13 protein-coding genes are annotated in these 13422 nt (G+C 70.4%); 7 read left to right on the top strand and 6 right to left on the bottom strand.

Annotated elements, in window-relative coordinates; all coding sequences use genetic code 11:
• Window positions 1–114: 114 nt before the first annotated feature.
• Window positions 115–480 carry a YbjQ family protein gene (locus tag OG251_RS17425; RefSeq protein ID WP_326678052.1) on the bottom strand — a complete coding sequence of 122 codons (366 nt, stop codon included), beginning with the start codon at window positions 478–480 and terminating at the stop codon, window positions 115–117.
• Between the two features lie 146 nt (window positions 481–626).
• On the opposite strand from OG251_RS17425, the gene OG251_RS17420 reads away from it, so the two are divergent.
• Complete coding sequence (locus tag OG251_RS17420; protein WP_326678051.1) at window positions 627–1337, top strand: DedA family protein; 711 nt, start codon at window positions 627–629, stop codon at window positions 1335–1337.
• Window positions 1338–1470: 133 nt separating this feature from the next.
• On the opposite strand, the gene OG251_RS17415 is transcribed toward OG251_RS17420, so the two are convergent.
• Window positions 1471–3207 (bottom strand): threonine/serine ThrE exporter family protein, encoded by a 1737-nt coding sequence (locus tag OG251_RS17415; protein ID WP_326678050.1) that lies wholly within the window; start codon window positions 3205–3207, stop codon window positions 1471–1473.
• 214 nt (window positions 3208–3421) lie between these two features.
• The gene (locus OG251_RS17410; protein ID WP_003968257.1) at window positions 3422–3916 is read right to left on the bottom strand and encodes an inorganic diphosphatase; all 495 of its coding nucleotides are present in this window, start codon (window positions 3914–3916) and stop codon (window positions 3422–3424) included.
• Between the two features lie 86 nt (window positions 3917–4002).
• Between OG251_RS17410 and dacB the strand changes: the two genes are divergently transcribed.
• The 6 genes from dacB (at window position 4003) to folE (ending at window position 11659) form a co-directional block, all read left to right on the top strand.
• A complete protein-coding gene (dacB, locus tag OG251_RS17405; RefSeq protein ID WP_326678049.1) occupies window positions 4003–5502 on the top strand; it encodes a D-alanyl-D-alanine carboxypeptidase/D-alanyl-D-alanine endopeptidase in 1500 nt (499 codons plus the stop codon).
• A 49-nt stretch (window positions 5503–5551) separates the two neighbouring features.
• Entirely contained in the window at window positions 5552–6688 is a 1137-nt protein-coding gene (locus tag OG251_RS17400) for a zinc-dependent metalloprotease (RefSeq protein WP_326678048.1), read from the top strand.
• 184 nt (window positions 6689–6872) lie between these two features.
• A complete protein-coding gene (gene tilS / locus OG251_RS17395; protein ID WP_326678047.1) occupies window positions 6873–7982 on the top strand; it encodes a tRNA lysidine(34) synthetase TilS in 1110 nt (369 codons plus the stop codon).
• 99 nt (window positions 7983–8081) lie between these two features.
• On the top strand, window positions 8082–8621 hold the full coding sequence (hpt, locus tag OG251_RS17390; protein ID WP_073719669.1) for a hypoxanthine phosphoribosyltransferase: 540 nt from the start codon (window positions 8082–8084) through the stop codon (window positions 8619–8621).
• Window positions 8622–8832: 211 nt separating this feature from the next.
• Complete coding sequence (ftsH, locus tag OG251_RS17385) at window positions 8833–10890, top strand: ATP-dependent zinc metalloprotease FtsH (RefSeq protein WP_326678046.1); 2058 nt, start codon at window positions 8833–8835, stop codon at window positions 10888–10890.
• Window positions 10891–11053: 163 nt separating this feature from the next.
• Entirely contained in the window at window positions 11054–11659 is a 606-nt protein-coding gene (gene folE, locus OG251_RS17380; protein WP_266805405.1) for a GTP cyclohydrolase I FolE, read from the top strand.
• Between the two features lie 79 nt (window positions 11660–11738).
• Here folE and OG251_RS17375 read toward each other — a convergent pair whose 3' ends face one another.
• The 3 genes from OG251_RS17375 to folB all read right to left on the bottom strand — a co-directional run bounded on the left by OG251_RS17375 (window position 11739) and on the right by folB (window position 13264).
• Window positions 11739–12224: a DUF3180 domain-containing protein gene (locus tag OG251_RS17375; protein ID WP_326678045.1), complete on the bottom strand. Its 486-nt coding sequence runs from the start codon at window positions 12222–12224 to the stop codon at window positions 11739–11741.
• Window positions 12225–12296: 72 nt separating this feature from the next.
• On the bottom strand, window positions 12297–12908 hold the full coding sequence (folK, locus tag OG251_RS17370) for a 2-amino-4-hydroxy-6-hydroxymethyldihydropteridine diphosphokinase (protein ID WP_326678044.1): 612 nt from the start codon (window positions 12906–12908) through the stop codon (window positions 12297–12299).
• Window positions 12905–13264, bottom strand: coding sequence for a dihydroneopterin aldolase (gene folB / locus OG251_RS17365; RefSeq protein WP_010063731.1), 360 nt, complete (start codon window positions 13262–13264; stop codon window positions 12905–12907). Before folB ends, folK begins: the two co-directional genes overlap by 4 nt.
• Between the last annotated feature and the right edge of the window lie 158 nt (window positions 13265–13422).

Raw genomic sequence — 13422 nt, 5'->3', positions numbered from 1 at the left:
ATCGCCGAAGCCGGCGCGTGTACGGAAACGGGATGAACTCCCCGCACACGCCGCCCCGGCGCTCGGCGCCCGCCGCCCCGGCGCCCGCCGCCCCCGGAACGTCGCCCCGACCGGCTAGGTCTTGCTGATCACCGCCGCCGTGCCGTACGCGCACACCTCGGTGCCCACGTCGGCCGCCTCGGAGACATCGAACCGCATCATCAGCACCGCGTTCGCGCCGCGCGCCTTCGCCTGATCGACGAGCCGCTCCATCGCCTGGTTGCGGGTCTCGACCAGGGTCTTGGTCAGCCCCTTCAGCTCGCCGCCGATCATCGACTTCAGCCCGGCGCCGATCTGACTGCCGAGGTGGCGGGAGCGCACGGTCAGCCCGAACACCTCGCCGATCACCTGGGTGACCTGGTGGCCGGGTACGTCATTCGTCGTGACGACCAGGACGTCGGCCTTGGCCGTCTGTCCGCCGCCGTAATCCTCAATGCCCATGGGTTGGCACCTCCTGAGGACAGCTTTGCCCCGGTTCGTACAGCGCGCATTTCCGCGGCCGCTACTGGAACCCGGAGCGGGGTCCGGGCGTTGATAGCTTGGGGCGGCCACGCAGCCGCCATCGAACGATCCTGGAGCCCGGACCCTTGAATACGCTTGCGCTCGGCCCGAGCTGGCTGGACCCGGACTATCTGCTCAACACCTTCGGACTTCCCGGCCTTCTTCTCATCGTCTTCGCCGAGTCCGGACTGCTGATCGGCTTCTTCCTGCCGGGCGACTCCCTGCTGTTCACCACGGGTCTGCTGGTGACCACGGGCGATCTGAAGTACCCGCTCTGGCTGGTCTGCACCCTGGTGGCGCTGGCGGCGATCATCGGCGACCAGGTCGGCTATCTCTTCGGCCGCAAGGTGGGCCCGTCCCTCTTCAGGCGCCCCGACTCCCGCCTCTTCAAACAGGAGAACGTGGAGAAGGCCCACGACTTCTTCGAGAAGTACGGTCCGAAGTCGCTGGTCCTGGCCCGCTTCGTGCCCATCGTGCGGACCTTCACGCCGATCATCGCCGGTGTGAGCCGGATGAACTACCGCTCGTTCATCACGTACAACATCATCGGCGGCATCCTCTGGGGTGTCGGCGTCACGCTGCTCGGCGCCATGCTCGGCAAGATCGACTTCGTGCACGCGCACATCGAGCTGATCCTCATCCTGATCGTCCTGATCTCGGTGGTGCCGATCGTGATCGAGTTCCTGCGCGCCCGCAGCAAGTCGAAGAAGGCCGCCCGTCAGCAGGACGGCGACGGCGGTCCGTCGGCGGGCGGGAGCCCGTCCTCGGGCGGACGCGGCCGTCACGCCAAGCGCTGAGCCTCCGGCACGACGCACGACGCACGACGCACGACGCACGGCACCACGCATTCACGCACACGCATTCCGTACGGCGCCCCCTCCGACACCGGAGGGGGCGCCGTCCGCGTGGCGGAGCCACGCGTCACACGGATCAGAAGCCACGCGTCCGCTTGGCCGCACGGCGGTTCGCGCCGTCGACCGCGCCCGGCACCCGCATGAAGAGCCGGGAGATCTCGCTCCCCAGGTTCACGCCGATCGCGATGGCCAGCGCGGTCGCCACCGCCGTCGACAGCGAGGCCAGCCCGGTGTCCAACTCGCCCTGTGCCACACCCAGCAGCCCGAAGTACGTCGCCGAACCGGGCAGCAGCGGTCCGATCGCCGCCGTGATGAACGGCAGCGAGGACGTGTACCGGTAGCGCGAGAACAACTGCCCGAACAGGCCCACCAGACCGGCCGCCACCGCTGTGGCCGCCACCGCCGAGATGCCGCCGGTGCGGGCCATCGCCCCGTAGATGATCCAGGCCACGCCCCCGTTGAGGGTCACCGCGAGCACGGTGGATCGTTCCTGCTGGAGCAGGACGGCGAACGCCAGGCTGAGGGCCATCGACGCCAGGATCTGGAGCACCGGCCGGTCGTTGGGCACGAACCGGGCTTCCGGATTCAGCCCGACGCCCAGCTGGACCCCCAGATAGAGGATCAGCAGCACACCGGTGACGATGCCGATGAAGAAGTACATGACTTCGAGCAGCCGCGCCGCCGCGGTGATGTAGTAGCCGGTCAGGCCGTCCTGCACACCGGCGACCAGCGCCCGCCCCGGCAGCAGCGCGAACAGCCCACCGGTGATCACCGCGGACGGGCGGACATCGGTCGAATGGGTCAGGGTCAGCGCGACGCCCATCGCGGCGGGCGGCATGGCCGCGACCATGAACTGGTAGAACTCCGGCAGCCCGCGCCCGGCGCAGAGCCAGGCCAGCCGGTCCCCGAGCATCGCGCCGGCCGCCGCCACGATGAAGACCAGCACTCCACCGCCGACCAGCACCGATGCCGAACCGGCGAGCAGCCCGGCGGCGGCCGTCAGCACCCAGCCCGGGTACGGGTGCCGATTGCGCCGGATCTCCGCGAGGCGCCGGTACGCCTCCTCCAGCGAGACGTCGATGTCCTCCGTGGCGATGTCGTCGATGAGCCGGAACACCGCGGCCAGCCGGGTGTAGTCGGTGCCCCGGCGGCGTACGGTACGGCTCGCCGTCACCGGGTCCTCGACCAGCGACGGCTGGTGCGAGATGGACAGCAGGGTGAAGGTGACGGTCGGCTCGCACCGGTCGAGACCGTACGAACGCGTCACCGCGAACATCGCCGCCTCGACGTCCTCGGCGCCCTCACCGCCCGCCAGCAGCAGTTCGCCGATACGCAGCGTCAGGTCGAGCACCCGCGGCACGGCGGGGCCCGAGTCGTCGGTCCGCTGCACGCTCTCGGGGGCCGGGCGCTCGGTCACCGGCATCCGCAGCATCGTGCGCATCCGGTCCTGCCACGGGGCTTCCTTGGTCAGCCGGATCATCGGGATGCCCTGCGCCGGGGTGAACGCGGGCGGCGAATGCTGGGCGCTGTACGTCAGGGGCGGGGCGAAGGCCGAACTCAGCGTGTCGGAGTTCGAGCCGCTTCCCGATCCGCCGCCCGAACCACCCCCGGAACCCGAACCGGAACCGGAACCCGGTCCGGCACCGCCCGGCGCATCGGTCTGCAGACCGGGCGGCACGGCGAACTCCGACGTCGGCTGGTCGTCCTCGGGCGGGGAGGTGGGCCGACCCGTCCCGGCAGGCGGGACGAAGGCGCTGCGCGCCTCGTCGGACTGGGGCTTCTGGTCCTCAGGACCGCCCGATTCCGCCACCACTCGACCTCGCTCCTCGTCTCTGCACACCCTCGGCGGCTCGTGTGCCCAGTATGGCCGCGGACATGGGCGCGCACCCGGAAACAGCCCGCGCGCGAAACGGGCGCACACCGCGGGCGGACGCTGCCGACACACGGAACGGGCGGCACACCCAGGTGGGTGTGCCGCCCGTTCCCGTACGGCCGTCCGGCTCACAAACGGAACCGGAAGAGCTACGTCAGTGCGCGCCGCCCTGGGCCTCAAGACGCTTGTACGAAGCCTCGATCTCGGCCTCCGCCTCGGCGCGGCCGACCCAGTCGGCACCCTCGACGGACTTGCCGGGCTCCAGGTCCTTGTAGACCTCGAAGAAGTGCTGGATCTCCAGGCGGTCGAACTCCGACACATGGTGGATGTCGCGCAGGTGCTCCACCCGGGGGTCGGACGCCGGGACACACAGCAGCTTGTCGTCGCCGCCGGCCTCGTCCGTCATACGGAACATGCCGATGGCGCGGCACTTGATGAGGCAGCCGGGGAAGGTCGGCTCGTCCAGGATGACCAGCGCGTCCAGCGGGTCGCCGTCCTCGCCCAGGGTGTTCTCGACGAATCCGTAGTCGGCGGGGTAGCTGGTCGAGGTGAAGAGCCGACGGTCCAGACGGATCCGACCGGTCTCGTGGTCCACCTCGTACTTGTTCCGCGAACCCTTCGGAATCTCGATGGTGACGTCGAACTCCACGGGTGGCTCCTCCATGATCAACACATACGACTGGTGATTAAGTGTCCCCCACGCAGAAGTGTGCTCGCGAAAGGGGCTGGTCAACGGTGGCCGAGCCGGTGGAAAGACCCTCGATCAAGCCGTTGAACAAATGGGGCAGGCTCAAAGACACGCTGAAGGACAAGCTGAAAGACCCGAAGAGAACACTCGGGTCGGACAACTGGCCGCTCGTCGCAGGCTCCGCTGTGCTCGGCCTGGTCGTCGCGGCCGGCGCCGTCATCGCCGCCGGTCCCTGGGACTCCGGTCAGCGTAAGGCCGAGCGGGACCGGGCCGCCGTCCGGGATCGTACAGGTGGCGCACATCACGGCCGGACCGCGCCCGGCGGAGCGGACCCCGCCCCCAGCGCGCCCGCCGTACTCGGCGCGCTCGGCTCCACCGTCCCCCGTTCGGCCCCCGAGGGCGCGTCCGGTCTTCCGGACACCCTCGCCCCGCTGCTCGACTCACCCGCACTCGGCACCCGCAGCACCGCCGTCGTGATCGACACGGCCACCGGCAAGCAGCTGTACGGACACGGCGCCACCACCCCCATGACCCCGGCCTCCACCGTCAAGATCGCCACCGCGGCCGCCGCGCTCTCCGCCCTCGGCCCCGACCACCGCATCGCCACGACGGTCCGGGCGTCGCCCGACGGGCGCACCCTCACCCTCGTCGGCGGCGGTGACCCCACCCTCGACAAGGCCGCCCTGCGCGCGCTGGCCGCCGACACCGTGCGGGCCCTGCGCGCGAAGGGCATCACCTCCGTCAAGCTGGCCTACGACACCTCCCGTTACTCCGGGCCCGCCCTGCACCCCATCGGCCCCAACGAGAACATCGCCCCCGTCAGCGCCCTGATGGTCAACGAGGGACGCCTCGACAGCACCGACCGCGGTCCGGCCCCGCGCACCACCGACCCGGCCGGGGACGCCGCCCGCGCCTTCGCCGGGTATCTCGACGACGACGGCGTCGCGACGAAGCGGGCCCCCCGGGCCGGCCGCCCCGCCGCCGCGTCCGAGCCGGTGGCCACGCACCGCTCCGCCCCGCTGTCCTCCCTCGTCGAACGGGCCCTGACCAACAGCGACAACGACATCGCCGAGGCGCTCGCCCGGCAGACCGCCCTCGCGGCGGGCGAACCGGCCGACTTCAAGGGCTCCCGGCGCGCCGTCACCGCGCAGCTCAAGAAACTGAAGATGCCGGTGACCGGTGCCCGCCTCGCCGACGGCAGCGGCCTCGACCGCGAAGACCGGGTCACCGCGGGACTCCTCGCCGCCCTGCTGGCCCGCGCCGCCGACCCTGACCACCCCGAACTCCGCCCCGTCCTCACCGGCCTCCCGGTGGCGGGGTTCAGCGGCACACTCGGCAACCGCTACTCCGCGACCGACCGCGGCACCGGTGTGATCCGCGCCAAGACCGGCACCCTCACCGGCGTCAACGCCCTCGCCGGAACGGTCCTGGACCACCGGGGGCGGCTCCTCGCCTTCGCCTTCCTGGCGTCGGGCACCCCGTCCGCCGCCGAGGCCGAGCCGGCCCTCGACGCCCTGGCCACCGCGCTCACCGGGAAGACCCGATGAGCGGTGCAACACCCCGCCACCGGGCGCCCGCCTCACGTACGGTTGGCGCATGACGAGCATCGGTGGTGCCGAGATGGTCGACTGGAAACTCGCGGTCGCGACCGCGACCCGGCTCGTGCGGCCGGGCCCCGACATCAGCCGCGAGGAGGCCCGCGCCGTCGTCGCGGAGCTGCGCCGGCATGCCAAGGCCTCGGAGGAACACGTACGCGGGTTCACCCGGATGATTCCGGAGGGGAGCCGGCCGGAGGACACCCCCGTCCTGGTCGTGGACCGCGCGGGCTGGATCAAGGCCAACGTCGCGGGCTTCCGCGAGCTGCTCCGCCCCCTCCTGGAGAAGATGCAGGACCGGCGAGGCGGCGGCCCCGGCGGCGCCGTCCTCGGTGCGGTCGGCGGCAAGGTGACCGGCGTCGAGCTGGGCATGCTGCTGTCGTTCCTGGCCTCCCGCATCCTCGGCCAGTACGAGACGTTCGCCCCCGCCACCCGTGAGCTGCCCGGCTCCGCCACCGGCGGCGGCCGACTGCTGCTGGTCGCCCCCAACATCGTCCACGTCGAGCGGGAACTGGACGTCGACCCGCACGACTTCAGGCTCTGGGTGGCCCTCCACGAGGAGACCCACCGCACCCAGTTCACCGGTGTGCCCTGGCTCCGCGACCATCTGCGGGGCGAGATCCAGTCGTTCCTCGACGAGACCGACGTCGACCCGGTGACCGTCCTGGAGCGGCTGCGCGAGGCCGCCCAGACCCTGTCCGGCGGCAGCCGCCCCGAGGGCGAGCAGGGCGAGGAGGGCGGACGCAGCCTCGTCGAGATCGTGCAGACGCCCGGTCAGCGCGAGACCCTCGGCCGCCTCACCGCCGTGATGTCGCTGCTCGAAGGCCACGCGGACTTCGTGATGGACGGCGTCGGTCCCGAGGTGGTCGGCTCCGTCGGTGAGATCCGCGAGAAGTTCCAGCAGCGCAGGGCGAACGGGGCGGGCCGCCTCGACCTGGCCCTGCGCAAGCTCCTGGGCCTCGACGCCAAGCTGCGGCAGTACCGCGACGGCGAGAAGTTCGTCCGGTCCGTGGTCGACGAGGTCGGTATGGACGGCTTCAACCGGATCTGGACCTCACCGAACACCCTGCCGACCAAGGCGGAGATCGCCAAGCCGGAGGACTGGGTCGCGCGGGTGCACCGTAAGGCAGAGTCGTGATCCCGTACCGCCCGACGACCGCGGAATGGCCCTCCAATCACCCATCCGAGGGACCATAGGGGCATGGGAAGGCGTGCAATGCTCGATGGACAGCTTGGCTCTGTCACCATCGACGCACTCTGAGTGACGGAACGCACCCGTTCCGGCGCTCGACGCACCCCCAACTCCATGAAGGGCACCGGACATGGGTCCCCATCCTGCGGTCGCGGCGATACGCCTGGCGGTCCGCCGCGTACTCCACGACGTACTCACCGACTACAACCGGCACTCCGACCACGACCGGCACCCGGAACAGGCGCGGCGCTCCCCGCTCGCCGAACGCGCCCGGTTCGCCGAAGCCGGTGCGGGCAGCGGCCGCGCCGCACTCCCCGAACGGCCCGACACCCCCCTCGTGCTCGTCGCCTGCTCCGGCGGCGCCGACTCCATGGCGCTGGCCTCCGCCCTCGCCTTCGAGTCCCGCAAGCTCTCCGTCCGGGCCGGCGGGATCACCGTCGACCACAACCTCCAGGCAGGCTCCGACCTGCGTGCCGCCGAGGTCGTCGCCCGGCTCGCCGCCATGGACCTCGACCCGGTCGAGTCCGTCGCCGTGGACGTCGGCCGTGAGGGCGGCCCCGAGGCCGCCGCCCGCGACGCCCGCTACGCAGCCCTGGACGCCGCCGCCGAGCGCCACGGCGCGGCCGCCGTCCTCCTCGGCCACACCCGCGACGACCAGGCGGAGACGGTTCTGCTCGGCCTCGCCCGCGGCTCCGGCATCCGCTCGCTCTCCGGGATGGCCGCCGCTTCCGGACCGGCCGGCCGCTACCGCCGCCCCTTCCTCCAGCTCGACCGGCAGACCGCCCGCAAGGCGTGCCTGGTCCAGTCCCTCCCCGTCTGGGACGACCCGCACAACATCGACCCCGCCTACACCCGCTCCCGGCTGCGCCACGAGGGCCTGCCCGCCCTGGAGAAGGCGCTCGGCAAGGGTGTCGTCGAAGCCCTCGCCCGTACGGCCCAGCTCTCCCGCGACGACGCCGACGCCCTCGACACCTGGGCCGCCGAGGCCGAGACCTCCGTACGCGACGACGACGGCCGGCTGGAGTGCGCCAAGCTCTACGTCCTGCCGCCCGCCGTACGCCGCCGGGTGCTGCGCCGGGCCGTGCTCGACGCCGGGGCTCCGGCCGGTTCGCTGTTCGCCCGGCACATCGAGGAAGTCGACCGCCTGATCACCGGCTGGCGCGGCCAGCGGGCCATCAACCTGCCCGGCCGCGTCGAAGCCCGGCGGCAGGGTGGCAGACTGGTGATTCGGCAGAGCTGAAGCGCAAGCGGCTGAAGTGCAGGCGAAACAGCCGGGCCGGTCCGGGGTGCGCCCCGGGTCCGGCAGGCAAAGAAAGAGACGCGGGTGAACGAGAAGGACATGGGCACCGACCTTCAGTCGGTGCTCCTCACCAAGGAAGAGATCGACGCGAAGCTCGTCGAGCTGGCCGCGAAGATCGACGCGGAGTACGCGGGCAAGGACCTGCTCATCGTCGGCGTGCTCAAGGGCGCGGTGATGGTGATGGCGGACCTGGCGCGCGCGCTGTCCACCCCCGTCACGATGGACTGGATGGCCGTCTCCTCGTACGGCGCGGGCACCCAGTCCTCCGGCGTCGTCCGGATCCTCAAGGACCTGGACACCGACATCAAGGGCAAGCACGTCCTGATCGTCGAGGACATCATCGACTCCGGTCTGACGCTGTCCTGGCTGCTGTCCAACCTGGGCTCGCGGGAGCCGGCCACCCTTGAGGTCTGCACCCTGCTGCGCAAGCCGGATGCCGCGAAGGTCGCGATCGATGTGAAGTGGATCGGTTTCGACATCCCCAACGAGTTCGTCGTCGGCTACGGACTGGACTACGCGGAGAAGTACCGCAACCTTCCGTTCGTCGGCACGCTCGCTCCGCACGTCTACGGCGGCTGACAGCCCGCAGGGGCCCGAACGGGCCCGAACCCGCCCGAACTCTGGGGAACCCTCACTGATTTCCCGCCGTTGAAGGCTTCGAAAGCGGGTTTGTCAGACGTCCCCGGCGGTCGCAGGTGACAATGCTGGGGTACCGTCCGAAGAACAGTCTTTATCTCACAGCAGCATTTACCTACGGGCAGGAGGGACGGGGCGTCTTCGCTCCGTATGGATGGACGTGAAGCGATACTTCCGTGGGCCGGTCATGTGGATCGTGCTGGCCGTCCTCGCCGTGGTCGTGTTGATGCAGGTCGTCGGCTCGTCTGGCGGCTATAAGACGGTGGACACCGGCAAGGTGATCCAGGCGATCAGCAAGGACCAGGTGGAGCAGGCCAAGCTGACCACCGGTGACGAACAGATTCTCAAGATTGAGCTGAAGGGCGGCCAGAAGCTCGACGGCGAGTCCGGCAGCAAGTTCCAGGCGAGCTACATCGGCAACCAGGGCGTCGAGCTTGCCGACACGCTGCAGAAGAAGTTCGAGAGCGGTGACATCGAGAAGGGTTACACCGTCTCGCCGTCGAAGCAGTCCCCGTTCGTCTCGATCCTCCTCTCGCTGCTGCCCTTCGTCCTGATCGTGGTCGTCTTCCTGTTTCTGATGAATCAGATGCAGGGCGGCGGATCCAAGGTCATGCAGTTCGGCAAGTCCAAGGCCAAGCTGATCACCAAGGACACCCCGAAGACGACGTTCGCCGATGTGGCGGGGTCCGACGAGGCTGTCGAGGAGCTCCACGAGATCAAGGAGTTCCTCCAGGAGCCGGCGAAGTTCCAGGCCGTCGGCGCCAAGATCCCCAAGGGTGTCCTGCTGTACGGGCCGCCCGGTACGGGCAAGACGCTGCTCGCTCGCGCCGTCGCGGGCGAGGCGGGTGTGCCGTTCTACTCGATCTCCGGTTCCGACTTCGTCGAGATGTTCGTCGGTGTCGGTGCCTCCCGAGTGCGTGACCTCTTCGAGCAGGCCAAGGCGAACGCCCCGGCGATCGTCTTCGTCGACGAGATCGACGCCGTCGGCCGGCACCGCGGTGCGGGCATGGGCGGCGGTCACGACGAGCGCGAGCAGACCCTCAACCAGCTGCTCGTCGAGATGGACGGCTTCGATGTGAAGGGCGGCGTGATTCTGATCGCCGCCACGAACCGGCCGGACATCCTCGACCCGGCGCTGCTGCGTCCGGGACGATTCGACCGGCAGATCGCGGTCGACCGTCCGGACATGCTGGGCCGTCTCGAAATCCTCAAGGTGCACCAGAAGGGCAAGCCGGTAGCGAAGGACGTCGATCTCGGCGCCGTCGCCCGCCGTACGCCCGGCTTCACCGGTGCCGACCTGTCGAACGTGCTGAACGAGGCCGCGCTCCTCACGGCGCGCAGCAACAAGACGCTGATCGACAACAGCATGCTCGACGAGGCCATCGACCGCGTCGTGGCGGGCCCGCAGAAGCGGACCCGGATCATGTCCGAGCGGGAAAAGAAGATCACCGCGTACCACGAGGGCGGCCACGCCCTGGTCGCGGCGGCTTCTCCCCAGTCGGACCCGGTCCACAAGATCACGATCCTCTCCCGCGGCCGCGCCCTCGGTTACACGATGGTGCTCCCGGAGGAGGACAAGTACTCCACGACGCGCAACGAGATGCTCGACCAGCTCGCTTACATGCTGGGCGGGCGCGCGGCCGAGGAGCTGGTCTTCCACGACCCGACCACCGGTGCGGCGAACGACATCGAGAAGGCCAGTGCCACGGCCCGCGCGATGGTCACGCAGTACGGCATGACGGAGCGGCTCGGCGCGATCAAGTTCGGCGGCGACAACACCGAGCCCTTCGTGGGCCGGGAGCTGGGTCACCAGCGCGACTACTCGGAAGAGGTCGCGGCGCTCGTCGACGAAGAGGTCAAGAAGCTCATCGAGACCGCGCACAACGACGCGTGGGAGATCCTCGTCGAGAATCGCGACATCCTCGACGCCCTCGTGCTCGAACTCCTTGAGAAGGAGACGCTCGGCAAGGAGCAGATCGCCGAGATCTTCGCCCCGATCGTGAAGCGCCCGGCCCGCCCGGCGTGGACCGGTTCCGCCCGGCGCACCCCGTCGACGCGGCCGCCGGTGCTCTCGCCGAAGGAGCTGGCCCTCACCAATGGCGCCTCCACCGCCAATGGTTCGGCCACTCCGGCGGAGATCGCCCCGACGGACCTGACGAAGGATGACGCCCCGTCCACCGAGGCGACACCGGAAGAGCGTCCGGAGAGCTAGCCCCGTACCGACCTCGGTGTGGCCCCTGTCACGGGAGTCCTACCGGGCCCGGAATGGATGCCGCGCCCCCCAGGTTTTAGCCTGTGGGGGCGCGGCTTTTCCGTATGCCTGCGAGCTCTGCGCGCAGCCCGCGCTTGTGACAGCACAGAGGAACGAGGCACAGATGACCGACCCGGTGACGTTGGACGGCGAGGGTCCGATCGGCGAGTTCGACGAGAAGCGGGCCGAGGCGGCGGTACGCGAACTTCTCATCGCGGTAGGCGAGAACCCGGACCGTGAGGGCCTGCGGGAGACGCCGGGGCGCGTGGCACGGGCGTACAAGGAGATATTCGCGGGCCTGTACCAGGAGCCCGAGGACGTCCTGACGACCACGTTCGACCTGGGTCACGACGAGATGGTGCTCGTCAAGGACATCGAGGTGTTCAGCACCTGTGAGCACCACCTGGTGCCGTTCCGGGGCGTCGCGCACGTCGGCTACATTCCCGCGGCCACCGGAAAGATCACCGGTCTGTCGAAGCTGGCCCGGCTGGTCGACGTCTACGCCCGCCGCCCGCAGGTCCAGGAGCGGCTCACCACACAGGTCGCCGACTCGCTGATGCAGATACTGGAGCCGCGCGGCGTCATCGTCGTCATCGAGTGCGAGCACATGTGCATGTCGATGCGGGGCATCCGCAAGCCCGGTGCGAAGACGATCACCTCGGCGGTACGCGGCCAGCTCCGTGCCCCCGCGACGCGCGCGGAGGCGATGAGCCTCATCATGGCGCGCTGACGCCGGGGCGGACGCGGATACCGGCGCCGGGACGGATGGTCACGGCGCCGGGGAGCCACGGAGGAGCGCGGCGGACCGCCTACGCGGCTGCCGCGCTCTTGTTGTCGTCGTCGTGGTCCTCCGGGAGCTTGCAGACGCGCTCCAGGAACAGGGCGGCCGCTATGACCGCGATCCCGGCCACGACCGAGAGGCCCGCGTAGATGGCCTGGTCGCGGCGGGGCGGGATGTCGAGGAAGCCGAGCAGGAAGACGCCCGTGCCGCCGTACATCCCCGCGACCAGGGCGGCCACGAGGGCGCTCGCCTGACCGAAGACGACCGAGCGGGCCGCCATCAGCGGCTCGACGCCCTTCGCCCCCGGACGGCGCTCCCGCTGGGCGCGCAGCCGGGCACGGATGGAGAGCGCGGTGGCGAGCAGGACGACCGCGATCACCGCGAGCACGATGGGGGCGGCCAGCGGGACGCTCGGCAGGCTGTCCAGGGAGTCCCAGAGCCTGGCCGCGCCCCAGGAGAGCACTCCGGCGGCGGCGAAGAGGCCCGCCAGTACCCCGAGCCGTAGTTCCTTCACCGCGTGAGCCGCCCTTCTCCGTCCTGATGGCCGGGCCGCCCGTGCCGGCCCGGTGTCCTTCGAGCCTAACGACTACTCGGGCAGCCGGAGTTCCAGATCGGCCCGGGGCAGTACGCCGTCGCGTCCGACACCGGCCAGCAGGTCGGCGACCGCGCCGGCGCCCGGCAGCTGGGCCTCGGGGTCCACGTCGTGCCACGGGGCGAGCACGAAGGCCCGCTCGTGGGCGCGGGGGTGGGGGAGGGTGAGCAGCGGGTCGTCGGAGACCACATCGGCGTACGCCACGATGTCGACGTCGATGGTGCGCGGGGCCCAGCGCTCGTCGCGGACCCGGTCGAACGCCTCCTCGATGGCCTGGCCGCGCTCCAGCAGGGAGGACGGGGGCAGGGTCGTCTTCACGACGATCACCGCGTTGAAGTACGAGGGCTGGGAGCCGGCCTCGACGCCCCAGGGCTCCGTCTCGTAGACCGGGGAGACCGCTTTGACCCGCAGGCCGGGGGTGTCCTCCAGCGCGTCGATGGCGCCCTGGAGGGTCTCCAGGCGGTTGCCCAGGTTCGAGCCGAGCGAGAGCACGGCGCGCTTGGGGTTGGAGAGGGTGATGTCCGCGGCGTCCACCTGCTCGACCACGGCGGCGGGCACCGGCTGTACGGTCGGGTCGCTCTGCCCCTCGGTGGAAAATGCGGTCATGCTCGGCTCCGGGTGATGGTGATGGTCACGTCGTCGAAGGGGACGGTGATCGGGGCGTCCGGCTTGTGCACGACGACCTCGACCTCCTGGACGCCTTCGTGCTTCAGGCACTGCTGGGCGATGCGCTCGGCCAGTGTCTCGATCAGATCGACCGGTTCGCCCGTGACGACGTCGACGACCTCCTCCGCGACCACGCCGTAGTGCACGGTGCGCGCCAGGTCGTCGGCGGCCGCCGCGGGGCGGGTGTCGAGGCCGAGCACCAGATCCACGATGAAGGTCTGGCCCTCTTCCCGTTCCCGGGGGAAGACGCCATGGTGCCCACGGGCCTTGAGGCCGCGCAGCGCGACACGATCCACGCGAATCACTCCTGCTGTCGTTGGTCGGCAAGGCACCCTGCCGCGTGCGGGCGGCGGGACGACTTGCTTCGAATCTACCTGCGAGCACCGACAGTGCTCGCCCGTGGGGGCTATGGACGGGACCTCACGGGGCTGGTAGCCGCCCCTACCCCGTGGTT

Source organism: Streptomyces sp. NBC_01237 (assembly GCF_035917275.1).
Lineage (GTDB): Bacteria > Actinomycetota > Actinomycetes > Streptomycetales > Streptomycetaceae > Streptomyces.
This window is presented reverse-complemented; position numbering and strand designations above follow the sequence as displayed.